Annotated in this window: 29 protein-coding genes; 12 read left to right on the top strand and 17 right to left on the bottom strand. The window is 45.3% G+C overall.

Annotation, left to right across the window (positions count from 1 at the left end; translation table 11 throughout):
- Nucleotides 1-310: 310 nt before the first annotated feature.
- From DEM91_RS04750 to DEM91_RS04725, 6 genes are read left to right on the top strand one after another with little or no spacing between them, the layout of a single operon-like run.
- A complete protein-coding gene (locus DEM91_RS04750) occupies nucleotides 311-742 on the top strand; it encodes a hypothetical protein (protein WP_024992817.1) in 432 nt (143 codons plus the stop codon).
- A gap of 5 nt (nucleotides 743-747) precedes the next feature.
- On the top strand, nucleotides 748-1,167 hold the full coding sequence (locus DEM91_RS04745; protein ID WP_021668299.1) for a PcfK-like family protein: 420 nt from the start codon (nucleotides 748-750) through the stop codon (nucleotides 1,165-1,167).
- A gap of 4 nt (nucleotides 1,168-1,171) precedes the next feature.
- A complete protein-coding gene (locus tag DEM91_RS04740) occupies nucleotides 1,172-2,443 on the top strand; it encodes a PcfJ domain-containing protein (RefSeq protein WP_004338371.1) in 1,272 nt (423 codons plus the stop codon).
- 22 nt (nucleotides 2,444-2,465) lie between these two features.
- A complete protein-coding gene (locus DEM91_RS04735) occupies nucleotides 2,466-2,711 on the top strand; it encodes a DUF6926 domain-containing protein (RefSeq protein ID WP_024992831.1) in 246 nt (81 codons plus the stop codon).
- A 31-nt stretch (nucleotides 2,712-2,742) separates the two neighbouring features.
- Nucleotides 2,743-3,024: a hypothetical protein gene (locus DEM91_RS04730; protein ID WP_004338369.1), complete on the top strand. Its 282-nt coding sequence runs from the start codon at nucleotides 2,743-2,745 to the stop codon at nucleotides 3,022-3,024.
- A 4-nt stretch (nucleotides 3,025-3,028) separates the two neighbouring features.
- Nucleotides 3,029-3,247, top strand: a complete 219-nt coding sequence (locus DEM91_RS04725) for a hypothetical protein (RefSeq protein WP_004338368.1) — start codon at nucleotides 3,029-3,031, stop codon at nucleotides 3,245-3,247.
- A gap of 195 nt (nucleotides 3,248-3,442) precedes the next feature.
- Here DEM91_RS04725 and DEM91_RS04720 read toward each other — a convergent pair whose 3' ends face one another.
- The 17 genes from DEM91_RS04720 to DEM91_RS04640 form a co-directional block, all read right to left on the bottom strand.
- Nucleotides 3,443-4,561, bottom strand: coding sequence for a DUF6575 domain-containing protein (locus tag DEM91_RS04720; protein ID WP_004338366.1), 1,119 nt, complete (start codon nucleotides 4,559-4,561; stop codon nucleotides 3,443-3,445).
- Between the two features lie 11 nt (nucleotides 4,562-4,572).
- Complete coding sequence (locus DEM91_RS04715; RefSeq protein WP_231551771.1) at nucleotides 4,573-4,998, bottom strand: hypothetical protein; 426 nt, start codon at nucleotides 4,996-4,998, stop codon at nucleotides 4,573-4,575.
- A 140-nt stretch (nucleotides 4,999-5,138) separates the two neighbouring features.
- Nucleotides 5,139-5,645, bottom strand: a complete 507-nt coding sequence (locus DEM91_RS04710; RefSeq protein ID WP_004338365.1) for a glycoside hydrolase family protein — start codon at nucleotides 5,643-5,645, stop codon at nucleotides 5,139-5,141.
- Nucleotides 5,646-5,656: 11 nt separating this feature from the next.
- Entirely contained in the window at nucleotides 5,657-6,118 is a 462-nt protein-coding gene (locus tag DEM91_RS04705; protein WP_019036799.1) for a DUF3872 domain-containing protein, read from the bottom strand.
- A 12-nt stretch (nucleotides 6,119-6,130) separates the two neighbouring features.
- On the bottom strand, nucleotides 6,131-6,709 hold the full coding sequence (locus DEM91_RS04700) for a conjugal transfer protein TraO (RefSeq protein WP_249858145.1): 579 nt from the start codon (nucleotides 6,707-6,709) through the stop codon (nucleotides 6,131-6,133).
- Nucleotides 6,703-7,653, bottom strand: coding sequence for a conjugative transposon protein TraN (traN, locus tag DEM91_RS04695; RefSeq protein ID WP_024992810.1), 951 nt, complete (start codon nucleotides 7,651-7,653; stop codon nucleotides 6,703-6,705). The genes DEM91_RS04700 and traN overlap by 7 nt, the downstream gene beginning before the upstream one ends.
- Before the next feature lie 44 nt (nucleotides 7,654-7,697).
- The gene (gene traM, locus DEM91_RS04690) at nucleotides 7,698-8,957 is read right to left on the bottom strand and encodes a conjugative transposon protein TraM (protein ID WP_024992811.1); all 1,260 of its coding nucleotides are present in this window, start codon (nucleotides 8,955-8,957) and stop codon (nucleotides 7,698-7,700) included.
- Nucleotides 8,950-9,243 carry a hypothetical protein gene (locus DEM91_RS04685; RefSeq protein ID WP_024992812.1) on the bottom strand — a complete coding sequence of 98 codons (294 nt, stop codon included), beginning with the start codon at nucleotides 9,241-9,243 and terminating at the stop codon, nucleotides 8,950-8,952. The genes traM and DEM91_RS04685 overlap by 8 nt, the downstream gene beginning before the upstream one ends.
- A gap of 4 nt (nucleotides 9,244-9,247) precedes the next feature.
- Nucleotides 9,248-9,871: a conjugative transposon protein TraK gene (traK, locus tag DEM91_RS04680; protein ID WP_036895233.1), complete on the bottom strand. Its 624-nt coding sequence runs from the start codon at nucleotides 9,869-9,871 to the stop codon at nucleotides 9,248-9,250.
- A 17-nt stretch (nucleotides 9,872-9,888) separates the two neighbouring features.
- A complete protein-coding gene (gene traJ / locus DEM91_RS04675; protein WP_008448442.1) occupies nucleotides 9,889-10,926 on the bottom strand; it encodes a conjugative transposon protein TraJ in 1,038 nt (345 codons plus the stop codon).
- Between the two features lie 23 nt (nucleotides 10,927-10,949).
- Entirely contained in the window at nucleotides 10,950-11,582 is a 633-nt protein-coding gene (locus tag DEM91_RS04670) for a DUF4141 domain-containing protein (RefSeq protein ID WP_019036792.1), read from the bottom strand.
- A 30-nt stretch (nucleotides 11,583-11,612) separates the two neighbouring features.
- A complete protein-coding gene (locus tag DEM91_RS04665) occupies nucleotides 11,613-14,132 on the bottom strand; it encodes a TraG family conjugative transposon ATPase (protein ID WP_249858144.1) in 2,520 nt (839 codons plus the stop codon).
- Nucleotides 14,132-14,464 (bottom strand): DUF4133 domain-containing protein, encoded by a 333-nt coding sequence (locus DEM91_RS04660; protein WP_036885181.1) that lies wholly within the window; start codon nucleotides 14,462-14,464, stop codon nucleotides 14,132-14,134. The genes DEM91_RS04665 and DEM91_RS04660 overlap by 1 nt, the downstream gene beginning before the upstream one ends.
- A gap of 3 nt (nucleotides 14,465-14,467) precedes the next feature.
- Nucleotides 14,468-14,770, bottom strand: coding sequence for a DUF4134 domain-containing protein (locus DEM91_RS04655; protein WP_004338354.1), 303 nt, complete (start codon nucleotides 14,768-14,770; stop codon nucleotides 14,468-14,470).
- 151 nt (nucleotides 14,771-14,921) lie between these two features.
- A complete protein-coding gene (locus DEM91_RS04650; RefSeq protein ID WP_004339677.1) occupies nucleotides 14,922-15,698 on the bottom strand; it encodes a hypothetical protein in 777 nt (258 codons plus the stop codon).
- Complete coding sequence (locus DEM91_RS04645; RefSeq protein ID WP_004338351.1) at nucleotides 15,695-16,213, bottom strand: DUF3408 domain-containing protein; 519 nt, start codon at nucleotides 16,211-16,213, stop codon at nucleotides 15,695-15,697. Before DEM91_RS04645 ends, DEM91_RS04650 begins: the two co-directional genes overlap by 4 nt.
- Nucleotides 16,200-17,003: a division plane positioning ATPase MipZ gene (locus tag DEM91_RS04640; RefSeq protein WP_004339679.1), complete on the bottom strand. Its 804-nt coding sequence runs from the start codon at nucleotides 17,001-17,003 to the stop codon at nucleotides 16,200-16,202. The genes DEM91_RS04645 and DEM91_RS04640 overlap by 14 nt, the downstream gene beginning before the upstream one ends.
- Nucleotides 17,004-17,593: 590 nt before the next feature.
- On the opposite strand from DEM91_RS04640, the gene DEM91_RS04635 reads away from it, so the two are divergent.
- From DEM91_RS04635 to DEM91_RS04610, 6 genes are all read left to right on the top strand, one after another.
- On the top strand, nucleotides 17,594-17,974 hold the full coding sequence (locus DEM91_RS04635; protein ID WP_019036218.1) for a hypothetical protein: 381 nt from the start codon (nucleotides 17,594-17,596) through the stop codon (nucleotides 17,972-17,974).
- Nucleotides 17,971-19,251: a conjugal transfer protein MobB gene (gene mobB / locus DEM91_RS04630; RefSeq protein ID WP_249858143.1), complete on the top strand. Its 1,281-nt coding sequence runs from the start codon at nucleotides 17,971-17,973 to the stop codon at nucleotides 19,249-19,251. Before DEM91_RS04635 ends, mobB begins: the two co-directional genes overlap by 4 nt.
- A gap of 68 nt (nucleotides 19,252-19,319) precedes the next feature.
- Complete coding sequence (gene mobC, locus DEM91_RS04625; protein WP_019036216.1) at nucleotides 19,320-21,323, top strand: conjugal transfer protein MobC; 2,004 nt, start codon at nucleotides 19,320-19,322, stop codon at nucleotides 21,321-21,323.
- Between the two features lie 579 nt (nucleotides 21,324-21,902).
- Nucleotides 21,903-22,082: a hypothetical protein gene (locus DEM91_RS04620; protein WP_019036215.1), complete on the top strand. Its 180-nt coding sequence runs from the start codon at nucleotides 21,903-21,905 to the stop codon at nucleotides 22,080-22,082.
- Between the two features lie 202 nt (nucleotides 22,083-22,284).
- The gene (locus DEM91_RS04615) at nucleotides 22,285-22,734 is read left to right on the top strand and encodes a hypothetical protein (RefSeq protein ID WP_008124763.1); all 450 of its coding nucleotides are present in this window, start codon (nucleotides 22,285-22,287) and stop codon (nucleotides 22,732-22,734) included.
- Nucleotides 22,735-22,865: 131 nt separating this feature from the next.
- Complete coding sequence (locus tag DEM91_RS04610) at nucleotides 22,866-23,048, top strand: hypothetical protein (protein WP_019036213.1); 183 nt, start codon at nucleotides 22,866-22,868, stop codon at nucleotides 23,046-23,048.
- Nucleotide 23,049 lies beyond the last annotated feature (1 nt).

Here is a 23,049-nt window from a genome sequence, read left to right as displayed (position 1 = left end):
ATCTCAACGTGAGGTAGCCACCTTTTTCGTTTTCCATACAGGCGTTGCACTTTCGCTTCTTAAGTCCATCTATTCCACTTTGATGTGCCATAAGTCGGTGCTGATTTCTTTTTATTCGCAAAGGTAGTAAGGGGCTACGGCTTGCACAAGGTCTGTGCCTTTGGTTTGTACGGAAAATCTCCACACCTACATTTCATTCCGGGTAGTATTTTCCTACAAAACCTTGTGCCGGCTGCGCCCCCTACCTTGTTCTTGCTACAAAAAGGAATCAGCATACTCCGATCTTTGGACGCATAAAAAAAATGTCATTATGGAACAGCAGAAAGTAAATATCACATCTTCGATGAAAGAAAAAGGATATAGCTCCTCCTCTCATTACCGCATAAGTTCGGTGGTTGATGAAAGTGAGCGTTTGGTGGCAACTAAGTTTGTGCAGTGGGATGTTGAGCCTTTGGAAACTTTGAGCCACAGCAAGGTTTATTTATTGCGTGTGAAACTCAATCGTGGGGAGCGAATGAGCCGTGAGGAAAAGAATTGGCTTGCCGAAGCGGTGAACACTAACACCTACTTCCGTACAGCCGTACCCCTTATGGGTTATCGGTTTGACTTTATGGACGTATTGAAGAAGTATTTGGTCAATCAATACGGACATTGGTCAGAGTATTATGCACCCGACCGCACCAGCCTAAGAAGTTTCCTTTGCGGACAGATAAACCAAATTGTAGAAATCCCTAAATACTAAGCGATATGAAAGGAACAGAACATTTTACGAGAGCAATAGCCGAGTATCTGAACCAACGTGCAGCGACAGACTCTTTGTTTGCACCCAACTTGATGAAGCCTAACAAGAGCATCGAGGAATGTGTAACCTACATCTTGAACCAAGTGCAGACGAGTGGCTGCAATGGATTTGAGGACGATGAAATCTACTCAATGGCAGTACACTACTATGACGAGGATGAAATTGAAGTAGAAAAGGAAATCACTTGCAGAGTGGCAGTAAATCATATTGTGGAACTCACAGAGGAGGAGAAAGCCGAAGCAAGGCAAGAAGCCATCAAGCAGTACCAACGTGAGGAACTCGCCAAGATACAGAGCCGTAACGCACGAGTGAAGAAAACCGAAAGCGCAGCACCCCAAACACAACCGTCACTATTTGATTTTTAAGCCTATGAAACCAAGAAACAAATATGAGAAGGCAGTCCTTGCCGAGAGTAAGCACCTTCGCCCGATAACCAAGACACAGAGCAAATGGGCATTCCGTGAATGTATAGACCATTTCGCCTACCGACTGCCCAAAGGTCGCACAACGTGTATGGATTGTGGGCATAGTTGGACAATAGAAAAGCCTACGGACACTTGCACCTGCCCCCATTGCGGGGCAAGGTTGCAGGTCAAGGAAACCTTTCAACGCAAGATAAGACAAAAGCAATATTTCACGATACTTACCACTTACGGAGAATACCAAATACTAAGAATGTTCCTCCTTTCTGTGGAAATGGAGAAAGGTTGCAAGGCATCTTCATATACCTTTGAAATCGGTCAGTATTGGTGGAACGCACAAGGAAGAAAAACGATTATTGCTGTTCAACGAACATTAGGCAGATACATTGACACCTTTTCTTTCTGTTCGCCAATGGCAGTACGCAACGACAACGAAGCCTACCGCTATATATCGTACTCACCGATATATCCCAAGTTCAAGGTTACGGACACACTCCGCAGAAATGGTTTTGAGGGAAACTTCCACAATATAGTGCCTACTGAACTTATACCGGCACTGCTTTCCGATAGCCGTGTGGAAACCTTGTTGAAGTCGGGGCAAATCCCGCTACTCAAATTCTTCATGCACAATGGTCGAAGAAGCATTGATAGCTATTGGGCATCTATCCGCATCTGTTTGCGAAACGGCTACCATATAGAGGACGGAAGTCTATGGTGTGATATGGTGGATATGCTCAATCAATTAGGCAAGGATATTCACAATGCCAAGTATGTTTGCCCCACCGACCTAAGAGCAGCGCACGACCATTACCAAGCCAAGAGCAGAGCGATGAAAGAGCGTGAGAACATTATCAAGAAGCGTAAGGAAGCAATAGAAGCCGAACAAGAGTACAAGCAACTCAAAGCAAAATTCTTTGGCATAGAGTTTACTGACGGCATTATCCGTATCCACGTTTTGGAGAGTGTGCAGGAGCATTTGGAGGAAGGCACGGCAATGCACCATTGCGTATATGACGCACGCTATTACAGCAAACCGCAGTCGCTTATCTTCTCTGCCACAAAGGACGGAGAGCGCATCGAAACCATCGAGGTATCATTGGAAACGATGAAAGTGGTACAAAGTCGTGGAGTGTGCAACAAGAACACCGAGTACCACGAGCAGATACTCGCCTTGATGCAGAAGAATATGAGAATGATAGCACAGAGAGCAACCGCATAACAATCCTATAATAACAACGATTATGGCGACATACAAGACTATAGAGAAAATTCCAACGTGGAGTTTAGGCTACCTTATCAATGGAGATAGTACAGGACTGACAGACGAAGAAATCGCACTCGCAGACCAATGGAGTAAGGACACCAAAGCGGAGGTTATATCGCCCCACACAGACATAGAGGGGAATATGCAACCTTATTTTACCCACGTTCCAGCCTTTGGACTACCCACCGAGGTAGAGGACTGCGCCCTTATTTGCAGAGAGTAAATAAAAACATCAACCTATAAACGACAACAATATGAAAGTACAAGTAGAAGGCATTATTCATAATTTTTCGAGCAAAGCTCTCAACAACTCGTGGGCAGATGAAATACCCAACATCATCGTGAGAGTTATCAATGCCATAAGCATAGCCGAGAACAAGGAGGAGTTGCAGACCGCACTCCTTCAAATCTCCCAAGAAACGGAACTTGACAAGTTTTTTGTCTATGGTTACGGCGCACATCATTTTTGGCTAACCCACCGTTGGCTATCGAATGGTGAACCAATGGAACACAGATTACTAATCGCTGAGTTTTGAAAATATGGAAAGGAAAGTTTACAGAGTACGCACCCAATACGTTTTTGAAGGTGTGTTTGAGGTTGTAGCCACAGACCGAGAGGAAGCCGAGCGGAAAATCCTTGAAGATTGTGGAATGGTGATGGGCAGAGGAATACACAGCACACTGCCCGATGAACAAATCAATTGGGCTTTCGATACCCACCCCGAAGAGCGGATAATTGAAACAACCGAAAATCCCTAACACAATGAGCCACGCAACCTTAAAAAAATGCGTGGCTTCTTTTCTTTTTCTTTGAACGAGCAGGCGACCAAAGAAAAGAAGCAAAAGAAAGTCGCTAATTATCAAAAGCTTAAATTATAGGATGATCTTGAGGATCTTTATAAAGAGGTAGAAGAGCAAGAGAGGGATGGCAAAGTGCCATCTTCCCCTTTGTTTTTATATTTTTGTACATTCTATAAGCTTATATGTTGTTTTTGGCTTTGTAGATATATTATTTGCATTCTGATATTCAATACATTTTATTTTATATTGATGTAATTCCCCTAATGTAACTCCATTAAGGATATTAGCCTCAGCTGTTGTACCTGTTATTTTCTTTTTATCGTAAATAAAAGTCCATTTCCCATTACATAGAACTGTACCAGAAGCAAAATAACCAACAAATTCGGTTATGACTTCCTCTAATTCTATGTGTGCATTTAAATAATCATATACTCTTGAAATTGCATTTAATGATATAGTAGAACCAGAGATACTTTTTTCTAATGTTGATGTAACCCATTTATGTTTAAAAGACAATTTATTAGTTTCTAAGACTTGCAAAAAAGAGCGCATACTGCTTAATGTATGTCCCTGTAAATCTTCAATTTTTTCTTTCAATCCATCTACAGAGTCTATTGTAAATATTTCATCAATTTTCTGTAAAGTAGATGATATCCTTGATGCTTCACCAAACATATCAAATGTTTCATTTAGAATAAAGTGTACATCAAAAGATGCGGCCTTTAATGCACAAGCTCTCATATTTGCTTCAGAGGCATGTTGTTTACCAAAGCTTTTAATGTGACAGTTACGTATCATAGCTTGGTATCTGTCTAAAGCATTTGTTAATACATTAATATCAATGCTATGAGAATTATCAATGTCACTAAATGCTATACAAGACATTATTTTACCATTTTGTAATGAACCTGAAATTAATTCTTCATTATCAATTGCTTCATAATTACAGAAAAAGCCTTCATCTGGTAGCATAAAAGGCTGTACCTTAATAGATTCAAGGGGTATGGCTAATATATCATTTGCACCTCTTACAATTACATCAAGATAACTATTATCTTCTGGTTTTTTATATATAGACAATAAATCTATTTTCTGACCTTTAAATAAGTTCAAACGTTTTTCACTAATCCTTACAGCGAGATATTTATAACACGTTTCATCATCATACGGATATAATAGGCACAAATAATTTGCGCCAAAAATATCTGTCGCTACAAAAACTTGTGGTATCTCATAGAAAACAATAACCTCTATAAATTTTAGTTGAATCATATTGCTTTCGGTTAAAGAGTTATTTCTCTATATTGGATTTCAGCTTTGTTTAAATCAAATAAAGTTGTATGCCACCAAGTATAATGATTTGCACAGTTATTACTTGGAGTTTTTAGCATTACACCATATTCTGGGCACATTATTATTTCTGCAATTCCATGCAAATGTTTCAAGTAAGGAAGTTTCGCCATAGAACGTGCATCTTCCAATGTGCATAGTGAAGATAACCCAGATGCTTGCCATAGTTTGTTTCCAAATTTTTTCTGTGGATACAGCTCAGTATGAGGTTTTAAATCATCCTCTGTCATGACGCTATCTTCTTGAATTAGACGAAATAAAGGTTCATTGTCGTATGCAACTACGACATCTTCAGGAGGAGTGTTGGCTGGCAACTGTTTAGCCCACGAAACATTATATTTACTTCTATATTCTGTCAATTTTGTTGACGTATACATATTGTTTGGTAATTATATATACTTTTTGTTTGCAAAAGTAATATTAAATATTTAATTTTGCAATGCCATAAATGCTTTTCCATAAAATTTAAAGAGTTTTTAGGTAAAAAGGTGTTCAGTAATTACAAGATGAAGAATAGAGCAAACTCCACCTGTCTTCGCTTGACAAGCCCACGCAAAACCTTTCCTTTGTATCGACAGAAGGAAACATACTCTCGATAGATACTCCTATCTCCACCTTCTATTTTTTTGAGTAATTTGCTCTTGGGATGTTTGCCATACCCCAACAACCGACCTACTCCAACATTGTAGGATAAGACGGCAAGCAATAGGGCATCTTTGCCATATTCTTTGAAGCATTCAATGCATTTCCAAAGGTCTGCACGAAGCAGGGAGTCTGCCTGCCATTCCGTCATATCCGCTGTGAAACGCTCTCCTGGTTGCAGCTGATGCCCATATCCAACATACGGATAATTCTTCCAGCTGTGCATACCCTCAAAGTATTTTACAACGACTACCGCACGTTCAAAAGGTGGCAAGTCTGCCAACCGCACCCTCCGCTGAGCAAGGGTCGGCTGACAGAACAGGCAGAATACACAAAGTAAAATGAAAGAATGTATCGTTCGCATCCATTATGTTCTTAGTGGCGTGAAGATGCAGGCTTGTCCTTGCCCTCTTCCCGCTCGTTGTTAAAACTAAAGGTTAGCTGCTGAACCCTGCCGAAACTATCCTCCACATATACATCAATCGTCTGGCGGTCAGATGAGAGTGAGGTGTAGTAAAGTCGGAAAACATCCTTGGTGAGCGGATAGCGGTCGTTGGGCTTGAATACCGTCCCATTGTCCATTCTTAGCGTTCCTTTCCCGTCCGGTTGGAAATATCTGATGGTGTAGCGAGTGTCGGCAAAGTCGCCTTCACGTTTGAGTGTACACCTGATTTCTGCCGTCTGTCCCTTGACGATGTCCTTCTGGACAGGCATCGTCTCGACAGTGAACGGGTAAGACTGCTGAACATCCAACTCCCTATCACAAGCAGATAAACAAAACACGGCAAGGGTTAGCACTCCCATTACCCATATACTATTAAAAAATTTCTTTTTCATTGTTCCCTACATTTATAGATTAAACCTGATTCCTGCCGATACAGCAGGGCGAAAATGATGAACATCCGTACCAAAGAGTATGCGTCCCTGTCCTTTGAGTAGCAACAGCACATTGTCCAATAAGAAACATTCTATGGATAGATGCACCGCTCCACCATAGACGAAGTGAGAGCCATCGAGCAGTTTTGCGCCATCGGGAAGTAGTTTCTTATCTTCGTTAAGTTCCTCATAGCCACCCAAAGCGGATATTCCAGCATAGGCAAATACATTTTTACCATTGTCAGAAACAATAGGCTGCATATAACCCAAATGCACGAAGGCATCTTTGAGTTTCACATCATAGCTGCGATACGGCATATTTTGTTGCTCATATTCTACCGTAAGAAATGAATAATTCTCACGCTTCAGATAGCGAGTGAGCGAAATACCTATGCCAAAATTGTCTTTGGCAAACAATTTCTCGCCTTTGATAATTGGCACGTTACCTACTATTTCCAAGCCTTTTTGCTTTGGAATCAGCCGTTGTGCCTGTGTGGGCAGCGCAATGGCCACCGCACACATAAGAAGAAAAAGACACTTTTTCATTACCATTTGAGTTTTAGGTTATCAATCTTCTGAGCCAAAAGTAAATCTTGCGGCTCGACATAGAAGGTAAGCGTTCGTCCACCATTATGCTCATAAAGCGTCACTTCAAGCTGCTTATCTTCTGAAAGCGAGAACTGCTCCAAGGCGAACACCGAACTTTCTGTGTGCCTTCCCTTGATGTAGTTCACCTGATGATAGGCACGGAGTGGTTGCAGCACCTGTTCCTGAATGGCGGTGCGCTTCGCCACCTTTTTATCCACCACCTTGAACGTAACGAAGTCCACCGAGTACGGCATATTGGTCATATTGCCTATTCGGGTATGAAAATATAGCAAGCCATTGTGCGCATACAATCCCCTAAGCAGGAATTTCATACCGAACTGGTGCACCCCGATGTGCTTGATATAGCGTTTGTCATTCTGACAGATGGTCTGCATCATCAGTTTGACAAGTACGGGCGACTCGTTCCCAAGTTCCTTGAAATAGATGTCCGCACGGTTGCTCGGCAAACGTCCCTCGACGGGCGACAGAAAGTCCTTCATCTCCACGCTCAGCTTCTCCGGCTCATCGGCATATTTCACGTTGAAAGCATAAAATGAGCCGTCCTCGCAAATCACGCTCATGTTGGTCTCCGTCTCAAAGTCCTTGACGGCAGCCTTTACACGCAGCACGTTCTCCGCATCCTCCGCCTTGCCGGCGATGATGTTCTGTGAACCCAAATCCACATAGCGGACAGCCGATGGAAAAATCAAATGCACCGTCTTTTCAAAAGTAACTTCCAAGCCGTAAGGCAGGACGATGCGTCCATTCGGAATTGCCTTGCTCATACCTTGAAAGAGTTCTCCCGATGAGAGCGGACGGTCGGGCGTGAGCGTTGAAGTCGTTGTCTGTGCAGTGGCTGACGCTCCCATCGTGGCAAGCAGGACAGCCGAAAAAATCCATTTTTTCATTGTTGTTATTATTTTGTTATTGCTATTTTTATTGATTGATATGCTTATTTTGACTGAACCAAGAACATGCGGTAGCCGCCTTTAAGTGTTACCTTGACGGTGCGGAGTTTCTTTTGGAGCAGCTGGCTTGCGCCCTGCATCACCCCACGTGCCGCCTCCGAGATGATTTGGTCTTTGGCAGAGGAAGCAAAGGTGAAGGAAGTTCCCATCGATCCTCCAATGTTTGCTCCCACCTCTTTGAGAGCGTTGATGTCCTCCGAACCGGGAATGAATACCCCCTCCTGTCCGTCGGTGTCGTATGCCGAGAGCTTCACGGCAATAATCCGTCCCTTTACTTCAATGCTCTTAACGAGCAGGTGCAGACGGTTGCCCTCAATCTTAGCCCTCGCAATGAGTCGGCTTTGGCGGGGAATGCGCAAGCCCTGCACTTGGGCAGTTTCGAGCATGCGCAACGCCACATTATCGCCCTCCTTGAGTGTCGCTGTCCTGTCCACCACCACGCTGAGCGTGTTGCGGGACACGGCAGCAACCGCACTCGTGAGCGAATGAAAGCCCATATTGCGTGGCTTCGTGCCGTATTGCTGAACAAAGTCGGCATCTGTCATCGGCTGATCGAGCGAAGACACCACCTGCTTACGTTCTGCCAATACCTCCATTGCAGGAAGAGAACCGGCTACCGATACTTGTTTTGTTGCCGATGTTTCCAAAACTCCCTTTTCCTTTGCGGGTGTAAAAGCGTTGGCAGCATTGGTAGTTAAAGAAGATTGTGGCAGATACTTCGCCGCCATTTGGTAACTCTTTTCCATCAGAGCGAGCTGTCGCTTCTCCTCCGCATCCTCATTCTCATTCTTTGATGCCAATTCCTTTTTGAGGTTGTCCAACTCCGAGCGCAGTGCCTCACGCTCCTGCTCGTGCGGATCGGGTGCATAAAAAGAGTTCAACAGGCGGTTGTTCTCCTCATAGCGGTGCATTGAGCTTTCAATCTTTGCCGTCGAAGCGGCTGTTTCCGCACGCTCGCTTTCCGAGGGGGCGGTATTACTATCAAAGTAATCCGAAAGCCTGCCCATCTCCTCGCGTGTCTGTTCGTCCTGACGGCTCTTGTCGCCCAATTCGTAGGCTTTGAGTTTGTTGCCCGTCAGCTGTTCGGTGGTCGCCTGCGGTATGCTGTCGTTCAGTCCCTGCTGCGCCGCACTCTTCTCCTTGCCCGACGGGGCAAATATGAACCACATCGAGAGGGCGAAAAGCAATCCCAGCCCACCGAAGACCAGTCCTTTCTTGAGATATTCTTTCTGTTTATTATCCATTTTCATTACTATTAGTTGAATATTGTTGATAAAGTCGTATAAATACGCTATCTGTATGGATGTCGCTGTCTATTATCGTTCCCTTGGGGATAGGTAGTCTTTCCTCCTTATCGTGCGGCAGGAAAAACTGCGCTATCATCACTAAAGAACAGACGAGATAGACAAAACTTAATCCGAATACAATCAGCTTGCGCTGCTTTGCCGTGAGCCTGTCGCACCGATGGCGAAGCCACAAGTGCGCCCTCAAATAGTGCCGTGCGAATGAAAATCCCCTTGTTCTTTTCATCGTGCTATCGTTTATAGGTTTGGAGGTCTTGATTCTGTCGCACCATAAACTGCTCCATGAGGAAGCCCTGCGGATTGTTGTCCGAGCGGACGGAGTTCTGCAAGGTGCAGGTCGTAATCAGGTTACGCTCCGTGATGTTACTCGGTCGCACGATGAACTGACGGGCGTAGGTCGTTACCTCGTAGGGATAGACCTCAAAGTTGCAGCGGATAGAGTCCACCTCGATACGCTGATTGACATTGCCCGAAATGGCACGGTTGTAATAACCCTTTTCCGCCAAGTCCTTGTAATAATTGAAAGCCGACTTGTCACACAGCACAAAGGCACGCTCCATGTTCTTCTCGATGGCATCCTTATCGGGCGCGATGGTGAAGAACAGTTCATGGAAACGACGGACGTGTTCCCTCGCTTCCACAGGTCGGTTCTTGCTTGCATCCTGACTCAGTGCGAGCATCAAAGACTTTCCTTGGTCAAGCACATAGATTTTCTCCCTCTGCTCTTTGGCAAAGCCATACGAGGCATAGACGGCATAGCCGCTGACCGCCACGCAGACGATGGCAAAGACAAAGGCATAGAGCCTTATCTGACGGAATGAGGTCTCGATATTGGTGAGTGATTTGAATTCCATTGTTTTTTCGTTTTTTGTTATTTACCTTTGAGTAATGCACCCTTGATACGTCCGATGGCGTTGCCTGCAACGGCTCCTGCTCCACCTGCCAAATACTTGCCTCCGGTGTATGCGCCCTGCGCTCCACGCTGAGCCGTCTGATTGACGTTACGACCGTATGAGCCGATGCCGCCACCTGCTTCGATAATCCAGCCTGCCACCGTAGGCACACAGAAGTAGCCCACGATACCGATGAGGAAGAAGACGATGTGATACCAACTGCCCGCATCGGGGAGGAAATTCGGGTCGCTAAGGGTTTCAATATCTTTCTGCACCATCAGCACTTGTATCTTTGTCAGAAGGGCGGTCAAGATGCTGCTCACCGGTAACCATAGATACACCGATATATAGCGAGAAAACCAAGCCGTCATCGACCCCGACAGTCCGTCCCATACGGCAATGCCGAAAACGACGGGTCCAAGAATGGAGAGCACAATCAGAATGAAAGTGCGCAGCGTGTCAATAATCAATCCCGCAGCGTGGAAGAGTATTTCCATGATGTCGTGAACACACTTTAAAATCCATTGTTTCATTTGGTAGGCAGAGCGTTCCGCATACATTCCCGCAATGGTTATGGCATCCTCCGGACCGACGATGCCCATCTCTTCAATCTTTTGGTCAAAGGCTTCATTCGATACCAAAAATGCCGTTTCGGGGTTGCGCAGATAGGCTTCCTCCTGCAACTTATCCCTTTGTGCTATAAGTTTGGCAAGTGTCCCCTCCTGCTTGTCCACCATCATTTCCGTACCCTTGACGATTGGGGAGAGTACGCCATTCATTGTGCCAAGCACTATCGTAGGGAAAAACATAATGCAAAAACCAATCACAAAGGGACGTAGGAGCGGAAACACGTCGATTGCCTCGGCACGGGCAAGCGAAGCCCATACCCTCAGTGCGATATAGAAGAGCGCACCCAAGCCCGCAATCCCCTTTGCCACACCTGTCATATCCGAACAAAGCGGCATCATCTCGTCATAGGTCGAGCGGAGCAAATCGTGTAAACTGGCAAAATCCATAAGTTTGTCCTTTCCTTACTTGATTACCAATAGCGGCTTGCCGTATTACCGTAGAGGGATTTTACCTCGCTCAGTTCTCCCTTCTCTCTGGCACGCACGAAGCTCACCGATATGTTCTTACGGGTATAGTAAGATACCAGCGAACGATATTCACGCAGCGTGGTATAGATATGGTCTATCTGCTGCATACGTTCGTGGTCGTTCATCGAGAACACATTGCTTTTGGCAACCGATTTGAGTTCTTTCAGGCTCTCGCCGCTCAATTCCAATAACTTGGTATAGCCGGAAGCCATTGCAGCAAGTTCCGAAGGACGGAAGTTCTTGTCTGAGAGCATCTTCTTGTACGAGGTAACGTAAATCTCCGAGATGTCGCCCACCATCAGGATACATTCTTTTACTTTATAGGCATCACCGATTAAGTTCTTGATCTTACGCAAATCGTCGTAATACTTCTTCGTGTCGTTGTAGAGTTTCTCTACCTCTTTGAAGCCGTCCAAGGTGTTCTTCACCGTCTTCGTGGCGGTGGCGATTTCCTTGACGGAATTGGCGATGTTACCCGCAAAGTTGCCCGGGTCGGTTACTACCCATTGTGCGTGTGCCTGACCACCGCAGAATAAAGTCAAAGCGGTAAGTAGCATAAAAACTTGTTTTTTCATTGTTGTTGTCATATTTAAGTTGTTGAAAAATTACTTTCTTTTCTCCCGTTTTTCACTTGCCAACTGCCTGATAGCCGTTTCGATGTCGCCACCCAGCTGTTCCGCACGTTGCATCACCTCCACCTTTTCCGTCTCCTCGGTGGTATAGGTAAGGTATTCCTCCATGCTCACCTCCGTGGCATAGACGGCACTCTGCATACCGCCTAAACCTATCCACACCTCTTTATATAGTCGGTTGGTATCGTTGTTCTGGTTGATGGAAAGTATCTGACTCTTCTCCTTTTCGGAGAGTCCGAGCATGGCTTGTATGCCGTCAAACTTGGTCATGTACTTGCGCTGGTCAAGCAGGATTTTGCAGTCGGAGTTGTTGATGATACTCTCTTTGACAATGGGCGACTGGATGATGTCGTCCACCTCCTGTGTCACGACGATGGCTTCCCCGAAATACTTTCTGACCGTCTTGTAGAGATATTTGATATAGTCCGCCATATTAGCCGAGGCAATGGCTTTCCATGCTTCTTCGATGAGAATCATCTTGCGGATACCTTTTAATCGGCGCATTTTGTTAATGAAAGCTTCCATGATGATAATCGTTACGACAGGAAACAAATCCTTGTTGTCCTTCACTTGGTCGATTTCAAAGACGATGAAACGTTTCGAGAGCAGGTCGATGTTCTTGTCCGAGTTCAGCAGGAAGTCATACCTACCACCTTTATAATACTGCTTGAGTGTCGTTAGGAGGTTATTGATATTGAAGTCAGAGAGCGTTACCTTAATGTCCCGATGCTCCATATCCTCCCGATACACATCACGAAGATACTCATAGAAGGTGTTGAAGCAGGGAACGATGGTGTGATCCGTCCTGATAAGTTCGATGTAGGTGTTGACGGCAGAACCAAGTTCGCCTGCTTCTGTCTTGGTAATATGTTCATCGGCACTCTTCCAAAGCGTAAGCAATAAGGTGCAGATACTTTCTCTTTTCTCCACGTCAAAGAAGTAATCATCGGTGAAGAAAGGATTAAAAGAGATAGGATGCTCATCGGTATAGGTGAAATAAACACCGTCCTCGCCCTTGGTCTTGCGGTGGATAAGCTCGCACAAGCCTTGATAGCTGTTACCCGTATCGACCAAAAGTACGTGCGCCCCTTGCTCGTAATACTGGCGTACCATGTGGTTGGTAAAGAAAGACTTGCCACTACCTGAAGGACCGAGAATGAACTTGTTGCGGTTGGTAATGATACCTTTCTTCATCGGCAGGTCGGAAATGTCCAAGTGGATTGGCTTGCCCGAAAGTCGGTCAGCCATCTTAATACCGAAGGGAGAGAGCGAGTCCTTGTAGTTGGTCTCTGCCGTGAAGAAACAGAGAGCCGGCTCGATAAAGGTATAGAAACTCTCCTCACTTGGAAAGTCGGCGGCATTGCCGGGAATACCCGCCCAATAGAGGGTAGCCGTATCAACGGTGTTGTGGCGTGGCTTGCACTCCATCAGTGCCAACGCACTGCCCACATCGTTCTTGATGTTACGGAGTTCTTCCTTGTCATCGCTCCATGCCAGCACGTTGAAGTGGACACGAATGGAGGTCAACCCCTGCGAGTGGGCTACGTTGAGATACTCCTGTATCCACTCTTCGTTAATCTGATTGCTTCTGCTGTATCTTGCAAGCGAGTGCATGTTGCGTGCCTGCTTCTCAAACCTTTGCAGGTTATCATCACTGTCCTCGATGAAGAGGTACTGATTATAGATATGGTTGCAGGGCAGCAACAAGCCAACGGGAGCGGCAAAGGACAGTCGGCAGTCGCTTCTGTCCGTTGATAGTCGCTCATAGCGTGTGTCTGTGGAAACACTTGTAGGCAGGTCGTCCGTGTCTGACAGCGTATGCAGGCAAAGGCGATTATCCCCTATACGCACAAGGTCTGCTCCTAATCGTATGTCCTCCAAAGAAGCGTGTCCTTCTTCAGAAAGGGAGAAGTAGCGGTCTAAGAGTCCGCCTTTCTCGGCTGTACCCACCAAATCCTCCTCCGTCATACGGCTGAGTCGAATTTGCTCCGTGTCGTTAATAATGCGCTCGAACTGGTCTACGGCTTCCATAAACTTGACGACTTCCTCCTTGTCGGTAATCTCCTTGGGAAGTAAGTGTCCACGGCAGAGCGACGAGAAGTTGCTCTGTCGCTGCATACGCTGCTTGTTGGTCTTGGTCAGGAAGAGATAGACCGAGTGGTGCAGGAAAGGACGCTCGTTGAAGTGCCGCTCTGAACTTTTGGCAAGAAAGCTAAGTCCGGAGCCTTGCTGACTATTCATTTTGGCTTGGTAGTTCTCTTTGATAAACCAGTCCTGCTTATGCACGATTGTATAGTTGGGCAGCACCTTGATTGCCTTGTGCCATGCCGAGTGCATCGCCTCGTATTCGGCGGAGGTAACGGTGAAGAGTTCGGGCAGCTCCACACGGAAAGCTACCGTGATGTCGGCATCCTTGCTCACCATACAACCCTGCTCGATGGAGAGCAGCGGAAACTTCGCTTCCAAGGTCGTGATTTTACTGTTGTTTCTCATTATGCCTTGCGTTTTGGTTTGAGGTTACGGATAAGGTGAAAGACGGTACGGCGGTTCAAGAGGTAGCGCGGGTGCATCTTAATGGATCCCTGCTTCATCAGTCCGTATCTGCCGTACTTGCGGTTCATGGCGAACGTTTGCCACACAACGAGTGTTGCACCCACTAAGCCAAGACCGAGGCAGACTATCTGGTCGATGCCACAGAGATATAGCACCACCACGAGAAAGAAGACCGCCAACAGTCCTCCCGCAAATAGGAAGAGATATTGCGCCTTCAAACCCTTGAACTCTACCGTCCGACCTACACCTTTATTGATTTCCCACTGTGCCATCGTTTACAGGAAGAAGGAACGTAAGATGGTGGCAGCCACAATCAGGAAGATACACGCACCGAACCAAGAAGCGGCTGTCTTGCTCGTATCGGGGTCGCCACTTGAGAACTTGTTGTATACTTTTATTCCTCCGATAAGACCCACTACGGCACCGATGGCATAGATGAGTTTCGTACCCGGGTCGAAGTAGGACGTTACCATCTTCGTGGCTTCGTTGATACCTGCCATACCATTTCCCTGTGCATACGCTCCTGCGGTGGTCAGTGCCGTCAGGAACAGCATCATTGTGATTTTTTTGTTGTTCATTTTGCTGTTTATTTTAAGTTGTTAAACGAATTGTCTTCTTGTGGAGGTGTCAGGGGTGGCTCGGTTTTATCGTATGATAGATATTGGCTGATTATTTTACTTTTGAGCAACCCCTGCATTCCTCCGAAATATGAAAATCAAGAAACCATTTTTACAGATAATAGGACAGCGGTCTATCGTCAGCATCGCCCACTGCTGTGTCAGATATGCCAGAAACAGGAGGTGTTGGGTTTTGTGATGAAGGCATTGCTGGTTGAGCACTCTGATCTTCCTTTTCTTCCGCCTTACGGATTTTCTCCAACAGTGCAGACTGTTCTCCCTGCATCTTGGCGATGTTCTCCTTGTACTTATCCAATAGCTCAGAGTCTTGAAGCTGCCGAACTGTCTCTTTGACTTCTTCCTCATCAGCCTCCTCACTGTTCTTTGCCCACTTTTGCAGGCGGACTAAGTCACGTGCGAGGACGGACTGCTCCGAAATTTCGGCTTCGCCCGATGTGGGCTCGATGGATAGGTTTAATTCCTCACGGACAATCTCATCTTCGTCCACTCTCTCCATCTCGAAATCAATGTCCATTTCGTTGTCCTCTTTCATTTCTTCCTCCTTTTCGGAGTTCTGCGGTGCAAAATTATTATTATTCTGCTCCGAATTTTCAGATGATGAAACAGAGGGAATTTGTGGGATAATCGGGGAAGTGGAACGGCTTTTTCCAATCAGTACAAACTCGGCTTGCTCTATTGTTCCTTTTCCTTTCTGTCCGTCTTTTTTCTTCGTTGCTTCTTTCTTCTTGCTATCTTCATCGCTCTTTCCTTTTTTCTTGATAATGAAGTCATACGGAGATACATACCGCATATAGAAATACAGGATACCAAGCATCATCCAAATGATGATGAGTACCAGTATAAAACTGAAAAGTATTGTTTCCATCATAGTGTTATTGTGGTCTTACGTCTTTGCTTTGCTGCTGCATTATTGAGAAGTTCCTGATGTTCCCGCAGATGCTCCCGGAGGATATTATCAATATAGGAAGCAATAGATACCCTTTCTCCTAAGTCTTGTAGCACATTGCGTAGGTTCTGTAATGTCTCCAAATTGATGGAGAAAGCTGTCCGCATTTGCGAACGTACGGGATGAAAGTATAGGGAACGGTATTCCTCTATGGAAAGGGACGACCTGCCGGACTTTTCCATTCTTGGCTTCCTTTCTCTTTTCGGCTCCGTGTTCCCGATTTCCTCTCCTCCTGTTTCGTCTGTTCGTTCTTCTTTTGCCGTCTTCATTTCTTCCGAACCTTTGTCTTCCTCTCGTGATGTTGCGAGGGAAGGCTCGGTGTCCTCGGATGGATCGAAGGGGTTGGGGACCGTGACAGGTTTCACCACAACATTGTCCTCTGCCATTTTCTTTAGCTTCTTTTCCAGTTGCTGTTTTCTTTCCTCAATCGTTGCCATGTTCTGTTTTTGTTTTTAGTTTGAAACGTTGAATTATCTCGGAGACGAGTTCATCCAGCCCCGTACCCGTTCGCAGTCCCTTTGCAGGAGGCTGATAGGTGGAACGGAACACACCACGCAGCCCGTATGTGGAGAGTTCGTGGGAGAAGCGGTGCGTGGCATATACATAGCCGGGCAGGAGCGTGAGCTCATGTCCTTGGATGAGCTTCGTGTATTCGTCAATGATGATGTTCCTCACCCTTCTGTCCACCTTGTTCCAGAACAGAATAATGTCCTTTATCCGTGAGTCGGACATAGAAACACCAATATCCGTAATGGTCTTGGCGTATGCCATACAAGAGACGAGCGACTGTATGTCGGCTTCAAGTGGAGACAGGATATAGTCCATTTGAAGGGACAGTTCCATCAACTCCGTTGTTCCTGCATGACCGGGAAAGTCGAACACAACCAACTGGTACTTCTCATTGCTGATAGCGTCAATCTTACTTTGTGCTGTCTTGACGGCTTCCTTGGGACTAGACTTGTAAATTCTGTATGCCTTTTTGCCGAGGTGCTGAAAGAATGCCTGCATAGACTTGGAAAGTTCCTCGCTTCCCTGAATGACGCTTTTCTCACGTTCTCTCAGCTTGTAAAAGGAATCCTGCGACAGGTCGCAGTCCACCACGAAGAGGTTGATATCCTGTTCGTAGTACAATATGCTGCTTACGATTTCGGCAAGCGTGCTTTTTCCGACTCCTCCCTTTTGCGAGGAGAACCCCAGAAAGATGGGGCGTTGTTGTTTGTTCTCCATAATGATAATTTCTTAGTTCATATTACTTGTCTATTTGATGTTTGGATGTTCTCTCATTTTTGAGAAGTATCAGCAGACAGTTTGTTCTGGCTGCGTATGGTTCGTGCGATAGTCTGAAAGGACGATTTATAGTTCTTACAATCTGTTGTACTGACAATAGTTTGTCATGACAACAAATTGTTATGAATATGTTTCGTTCGTTCTTGTCATCTTTGGTGTAAGCCAACGGTAATACGATGTATCTTTTACTTGTATCATCATGCCATTGTTCGCTCGTTCTGACTGCAAAATAAATGATATTTTGGCTGATTATATGACACCGATGAAGTGCAGGGAAATGCGAGGAAAAAGAGTGAATATCATTGATAATGAGTTATTTGAAAACTCGCCGTAACTTTGCAGGCGAGAATAATACATGGAGGTAATATCCCGAAGCAGACACCCCACGAGGGTGGATACTTCAATCGTATCATTTCTTGATATTGGCAAGGTGTGTCTTTGTAACACAAACTTACAGTTGTACCACAAAGACCCTTGCCCCAAAGGGGATTAAATCACTCCAAAGTCGTAATTAGATAAGGATAAAAACAATGAACGAAAAGATAGAACGATGGGACAGATGGGATACCCGTCTTCCCAAGCCCAAAGACCAGCAACGGGCGATTGATTTGTTCCATAAATCGGGAGCGGAAACCAAGTCGGATTTTGTGCGTGGTCGTATCCTTGGAGAGAGTTTCAAAGTGATTACGGTGGACAAATCTGCCGTCGAATATTACCGAAAGCTCTCAGAACTGACAGCGCAAATCCATAAAATTGGTGTGCTCTATAACCAAACCGTGCGTGCCATTAACAGCTATCATTCGGTCAAGACCGCACAGATTCTGCTTGAAAAGTTGGAGAAACTGTCTGCTCAAATCATCACTTTGCAGGAGCAGACAATCAATCTTACCATTGACTACCGCAAGAAATGATTGCCAAGATTTCAGCGACGGAGAACCTTGGAGGGGCACTCGGATACAACTTCAAAAAGGTGGAGAAAGGGGAAGCAAGCATTCTCCTTGCCACTGAGTTGTATCAGGACAGAGGGGGACGTTATACGATGGAAGACGTGCTTGCCGACATGGAGGCATTGATACCCAAGAAATGCCGAACGAAGAAGGCGGTGTTTCATTGTTCCCTCAATCCTCACCCGGACGAGAAACTCTCTGATGAACTTCTTGCGCAGATTGCCAAGGAGTATATGGAAGCACTCGGCTACGGAAAACAACCCTACATCGTCTTTAAGCATAGTGACATTGCTCGTGAGCATATACACATCGTGTCGCTTCGAGTGAACGGAGAGGGAAAGAAAATCAACGACAAATTTGAAAAGCGAAGGAGCAAGAAGATTACCGATGCTTTGGAAAGAAAATATAGCCTTATTCCAAGTTCAAAAGTAACTGATAGGGAAATGAAGGAAGTATCTAAAATTGATACCACCAAAGGGAATATCAAGGAACAAGTAGCCGAAACGCTTCTCTCTGTCCTAAAGCATTATGAGCTCTGCTCACTTGGAGAATTGAATGCCATCCTCTCCGTATACAATCTTGCTGTGGAGGAAGTTAAGACAGAGTTTCGGGGAAAGAAATATGAAGGACTTGTCTATGTCCCAACAGATGATAAGGGAGACAAGGTAAGCACACCCATCCACGCCTCGGACATTGGACGTGGTGTGGGCTATACAGCCGTGCAGAACAGGATGCAAAGATCAAAGCAAGCCATCAAGCCGCTGATACCAACCATAAGGAACAAGGTGTTACAAGCTATGCGCACCTCTCCACAAACAGAGAAAGAGCTGCGGAGCAGATTGGAAGAACAAGTCTTGCGTGTGGTAATCCGAAAAAACGAAAGTAGACGTATCTATGGCATTACCTTTATTGACGATAATGAGGGAATTGCGCTCAACGGTTCCCGATTGGGTAAAGGATATTCTGCCAATGTATTTAATGCGTATTTATCCAATCCAACACACAATCCATTCTTGGATGAAGCGTTGTATGGCAATCCTTCAGAACGCTTGGAGCAGACAACTACAAATGAATCTTTGCACCTAAATACAGAGGAATGCGACAACCTTGTTGATGAACTCATCGAGGATATGGTGGATGGTTCTTTCACATCTACAGGCAATGATGATTGGAAAGAAGCGGCATGGCAGCGTAAACTCCGCAGACAAAGTAAGGTAAATCTTAGGCGAAGAAAACATTAAACAAACGAGCATTTCTATCTCCCCTCCTTAGGAGGGGTTGGGGGAGGCTTCCCAAAAACAATACGATTATGGCACAGGAAGATGATTTAAGGGCATTAGGTAAAGTCATGGACTTTATGAGGGGCATATCAGTGATATTTCTCCTTATCAACTGTTATTGGTTCTGCTACGAGGCGTTCCATACATGGGGCTTTACGCTCGGCATTGTGGATAAGATACTGATGAACTTCCAGCGTACCACAGGATTGTTTTCGTCTATCCTCTGGACAAAACTCTTTTGCGTGGTATTCCTTGCACTATCCTGTTTAGGGACGAAAGGCGTGAAGGAGGAGAAAATAACATGGTCGAAGATTTGGACGGTGCTTTTCTCAGGCTTTGTCTTTTTCTTTCTCAACTGGTGGCTGTTGGCATTGCCCATTGGAGAAATTGGGGCGGCTTCGCTCTATATCTTCACGCTGTCCGTGGGCTATATCTGTCTGCTGATGGGCGGTGTATGGATGAGCCGACTGCTCAAAAATAACTTGATGGACGATGTATTCAACACAGAAAACGAGAGTTTCATGCAGGAAACACGATTGATGGAGAATGAGTATTCCGTCAATCTCCCCACACGTTTTTACTATAAGAAGAAATGGAATAAGGGCTGGATTAACGTAGTCAATCCCTTCCGTGCTTCAATGGTACTCGGCACACCGGGGTCGGGTAAGTCCTACGCTATCGTAAACAACTACATCAAGCAGCAGATTGAGAAAGGCTTTGCCATGTATATCTACGATTATAAGTTTCCCGACCTTTCCGAGATTGCTTATAATCACCTACTTAATCACTTGGATGCATACAAGGTGAAGCCACAGTTCTATGTCATCAACTTTGACGATCCGAGGAAATCGCATCGGTGTAATCCCATCAATCCTGCCTTTATGACAGATATATCCGATGCCTATGAGAGTGCCTACACCATTATGCTCAATCTCAACCGCTCGTGGATTCAGAAGCAGGGAGATTTTTTCGTCGAATCACCGATTATCTTGCTTGCCGCCATTATCTGGTTTCTGAAGATATATGAGAACGGCAAATATTGTACCTTTCCCCATGCCATCGAATTCCTGAACCGTCCCTACGCACAGATATTTCCGATACTTACTTCCTACGATGAGCTTGCCAACTACCTTTCTCCCTTTATGGATGCTTGGGAGGGAGGAGCGCAGGAACAGCTACAGGGACAGATTGCGAGTGCCAAGATACCGCTTTCACGCATGATTTCTCCTGCCCTCTATTGGGTGATGACAGGTGATGATTTCTCGCTTGACATCAACAATCCCAACGAGCCGAAAGTACTTGTTGTGGGCAATAATCCCGACCGCCAGAATATCTACTCGGCAGCACTCGGACTTTACAATAGCCGTATCGTAAAGCTCATCAACAAGAAGAAGCAACTTAAAAGCTCGGTAATTATCGACGAGTTGCCAACGATTTACTTCCGTGGATTGGATAATCTCATAGCCACAGCACGAAGCAATAAAGTGGCAGTTTGTTTGGGTTTTCAAGACTTTTCGCAACTCACCCGTGATTATGGCGACAAGGAGAGCAAGGTAATCCAGAATACGGTGGGTAATGTGTTCTCAGGGCAGGTGGTTGGAGAAACTGCCAAAACACTCTCGGAACGCTTTGGCAAGGTGCTTCAACAGCGACAGTCTATGACCATTAACCGTAATGACAAATCCACCTCTATCTCCACACAGATGGATAGTCTTATCCCTGCAAGCAAAATCAGTAATCTCACACAGGGAATGTTTGTCGGTGCTGTGTCAGACAACTTCGACGAGCGTATCGACCAGAAAATTTTCCATGCGGAGATAGTGGTAGATAGTGCCAAGGTGTCTGCGGATATGAAAACCTATAAACCCATCCCCAATATAACTGATTTCACTGACGAAGAAAGCTGCGACACGCTCAAAGAAACCATTGAATCCAACTATCGTAAAGTGAAGCAAGAAATTCGATCGCTTGTCGATTCTGAAATTCAACGGATAAAGCACACGCCCAGCCTTGCCCATTTAGTAAAAGATTAGCAGCCTTATTTTAATACTGCCGTATAAACATGAGCAAACGTTTGCATTCTGTATTTTTCATTATTTTTCCGGAAATTGCTTGTAATTTTTGGGAAAAATACTTAAATTTGCATCATATTTTATAAAATAAAACAATAGCGCTCCCATATTGGATATATTCAGGAGCAACAAAAATAAAGGTAATAACTATTTTTGATGATGTATGTATAAATATGCGACTCGCAATTTCGGCTGCCTGCCAACTTCTTCTTCCGCCTTTAGCAAAGAGTGCGAAAGAATGTTGCACTCTGCATGTTTATTAACATCTTTTATTACCTCCCCCCCCCCCCGAATTTTTAACACTTTTTATTGGTTCGCCGCACACTACTCTCTCTCCGCCTTTTTTCATCGCAAGAAAAGGTATGAGAGGAGTATCGCCATACCCATGAGTGTCGTGTGACTTGCGCACAGTACTCGTATGTACGAAATAGCACAAGCAGGAAACGCTACAACAAAAACTATGAAAACAACCTATAGTCGTGTAGCACTGATAGAGATTAAGACAATAAAAGACTATGTAACCGAAAAACGAACACGCTTATGGAGGAAAAGAGCGAAAAGGTCGCTAAAAAAGACGACAAACTATTTACAATAAATAAAGAAACTGACGAAGTGATGACTAAAGTAATTGTAAAACAAAGGAAGCTGTACGAAGCTCCATTTTGCACAGTGATAAAGATTGACGGTCAGAGTGACCTGTTGCATGGCTTGTGTACGTAGGCGAATATAGAGGAATCTAAATCGCTGACAAGCACGCCGACAAGTTATACTGGGCAAATGCGGTAAAACTATCTTGTCGATACCAATGAATGTAATAATATGATAAAAGAAAAGCAAAAGGCGAAACAGATATGGTTGGAATGCGCTGGAAGATACGTTCCAATCGCTATTTTATTACTTAAACCCTTAAAACTATTCAATTATGGCTAACAGACCTTTAGCCTACGTTCTCACCGAACGCAAGGCAACATTAGGAAAGCTGGCAGGAAAGACCGTCATTCAGGCACTGCCAACAGGTAGAAAACGCATCGACCACCGCTCGTTCTGTGACGAGGTGGCAAGAGCCACCACTTTCACTGGTGCGGAAGTGGAGGCAGTACTGAGACTTGCCGCCGAAATAGCAAAACGACACGTTGAGAACGGCGACAGCGTTGACTTTGGCGACATCGGCACCCTCACCCCCACCTTTAGCAGCAGCCTCGTGGAGAAAGGCAAGGAGGAGTTCAGTCCAGCCAAGCACATTTCCAAACCCGCCGTCAGGCTCAAGCCATCGCGCAAATACTTCACCCTCAGCGGCGTGAGCTACGAGCGCACCGAAGCACCAGCCAAGGCGAAAAGCGAAAGTTCTGAAAAGCCAAGCCCAAACCCCTGACCGACGTCGCTCACGCAGCTGACTGACGTCACTCACAACACTGACCGACGTCACTCACGAACAAACTTGGGCAGGCAACAATATACGAGATTTTAACCAATTAGCATTAACTACATAAAATTTTAAGAATTATGACAGAGATTATTGACACTCAAGAAACAACGAGAGAGAAAAAACAGTACGTTCGTCCACAAATCACGATGATACCCATGCAGGCAGAGTGTACGCTGCTGGCTGGAAGCGACGACGGCACCGGTGGAAGTAATATTGGTGGCAAAAACGGTGGCGATTTAGATGACATAATAGAAGACTAAC

It is taken from the genome of Prevotella sp. TCVGH, from assembly GCF_023522295.1.
GTDB classification, from domain to species: Bacteria; Bacteroidota; Bacteroidia; order Bacteroidales; family Bacteroidaceae; genus Prevotella; species Prevotella timonensis.
This window is presented reverse-complemented; position numbering and strand designations above follow the sequence as displayed.

What these genes read in the sequence shown, in the direction of transcription:
- DEM91_RS04665 (WP_249858144.1), bottom strand. Translation starts at nt 14,132, where the DNA reads ATGAGAAACAACAGTAAAATCACGACCTTGGAAGCGAAGTTTCCGCTG.
- DEM91_RS04640 (WP_004339679.1), bottom strand. Translation starts at nt 17,003, where the DNA reads ATGGAGAACAAACAACAACGCCCCATCTTTCTGGGGTTCTCCTCGCAA.
- DEM91_RS04620 (WP_019036215.1), top strand. Translation starts at nt 21,903, where the DNA reads ATGGAGGAAAAGAGCGAAAAGGTCGCTAAAAAAGACGACAAACTATTT.
- DEM91_RS04660 (WP_036885181.1), bottom strand. Translation starts at nt 14,464, where the DNA reads ATGGCACAGTGGGAAATCAATAAAGGTGTAGGTCGGACGGTAGAGTTC.
- DEM91_RS04740 (WP_004338371.1), top strand. Translation starts at nt 1,172, where the DNA reads ATGAAACCAAGAAACAAATATGAGAAGGCAGTCCTTGCCGAGAGTAAG.
- DEM91_RS04645 (WP_004338351.1), bottom strand. Translation starts at nt 16,213, where the DNA reads ATGGCAACGATTGAGGAAAGAAAACAGCAACTGGAAAAGAAGCTAAAG.
- DEM91_RS04720 (WP_004338366.1), bottom strand. Translation starts at nt 4,561, where the DNA reads ATGATTCAACTAAAATTTATAGAGGTTATTGTTTTCTATGAGATACCA.
- mobC (WP_019036216.1), top strand. Translation starts at nt 19,320, where the DNA reads ATGGCACAGGAAGATGATTTAAGGGCATTAGGTAAAGTCATGGACTTT.
- DEM91_RS04710 (WP_004338365.1), bottom strand. Translation starts at nt 5,645, where the DNA reads ATGCGAACGATACATTCTTTCATTTTACTTTGTGTATTCTGCCTGTTC.
- mobB (WP_249858143.1), top strand. Translation starts at nt 17,971, where the DNA reads ATGATTGCCAAGATTTCAGCGACGGAGAACCTTGGAGGGGCACTCGGA.
- DEM91_RS04705 (WP_019036799.1), bottom strand. Translation starts at nt 6,118, where the DNA reads ATGAAAAAGAAATTTTTTAATAGTATATGGGTAATGGGAGTGCTAACC.
- traK (WP_036895233.1), bottom strand. Translation starts at nt 9,871, where the DNA reads ATGGAATTCAAATCACTCACCAATATCGAGACCTCATTCCGTCAGATA.
- DEM91_RS04700 (WP_249858145.1), bottom strand. Translation starts at nt 6,709, where the DNA reads ATGGTAATGAAAAAGTGTCTTTTTCTTCTTATGTGTGCGGTGGCCATT.
- DEM91_RS04615 (WP_008124763.1), top strand. Translation starts at nt 22,285, where the DNA reads ATGGCTAACAGACCTTTAGCCTACGTTCTCACCGAACGCAAGGCAACA.
- traJ (WP_008448442.1), bottom strand. Translation starts at nt 10,926, where the DNA reads ATGGATTTTGCCAGTTTACACGATTTGCTCCGCTCGACCTATGACGAG.
- DEM91_RS04730 (WP_004338369.1), top strand. Translation starts at nt 2,743, where the DNA reads ATGAAAGTACAAGTAGAAGGCATTATTCATAATTTTTCGAGCAAAGCT.
- DEM91_RS04735 (WP_024992831.1), top strand. Translation starts at nt 2,466, where the DNA reads ATGGCGACATACAAGACTATAGAGAAAATTCCAACGTGGAGTTTAGGC.
- DEM91_RS04685 (WP_024992812.1), bottom strand. Translation starts at nt 9,243, where the DNA reads ATGAAAAGAACAAGGGGATTTTCATTCGCACGGCACTATTTGAGGGCG.
- DEM91_RS04670 (WP_019036792.1), bottom strand. Translation starts at nt 11,582, where the DNA reads ATGAAAAAACAAGTTTTTATGCTACTTACCGCTTTGACTTTATTCTGC.
- DEM91_RS04750 (WP_024992817.1), top strand. Translation starts at nt 311, where the DNA reads ATGGAACAGCAGAAAGTAAATATCACATCTTCGATGAAAGAAAAAGGA.
- DEM91_RS04725 (WP_004338368.1), top strand. Translation starts at nt 3,029, where the DNA reads ATGGAAAGGAAAGTTTACAGAGTACGCACCCAATACGTTTTTGAAGGT.
- DEM91_RS04745 (WP_021668299.1), top strand. Translation starts at nt 748, where the DNA reads ATGAAAGGAACAGAACATTTTACGAGAGCAATAGCCGAGTATCTGAAC.
- DEM91_RS04635 (WP_019036218.1), top strand. Translation starts at nt 17,594, where the DNA reads ATGAACGAAAAGATAGAACGATGGGACAGATGGGATACCCGTCTTCCC.
- traM (WP_024992811.1), bottom strand. Translation starts at nt 8,957, where the DNA reads ATGGATAATAAACAGAAAGAATATCTCAAGAAAGGACTGGTCTTCGGT.
- DEM91_RS04655 (WP_004338354.1), bottom strand. Translation starts at nt 14,770, where the DNA reads ATGAACAACAAAAAAATCACAATGATGCTGTTCCTGACGGCACTGACC.
- DEM91_RS04650 (WP_004339677.1), bottom strand. Translation starts at nt 15,698, where the DNA reads ATGATGGAAACAATACTTTTCAGTTTTATACTGGTACTCATCATCATT.
- traN (WP_024992810.1), bottom strand. Translation starts at nt 7,653, where the DNA reads ATGAAAAAATGGATTTTTTCGGCTGTCCTGCTTGCCACGATGGGAGCG.
- DEM91_RS04610 (WP_019036213.1), top strand. Translation starts at nt 22,866, where the DNA reads ATGACAGAGATTATTGACACTCAAGAAACAACGAGAGAGAAAAAACAG.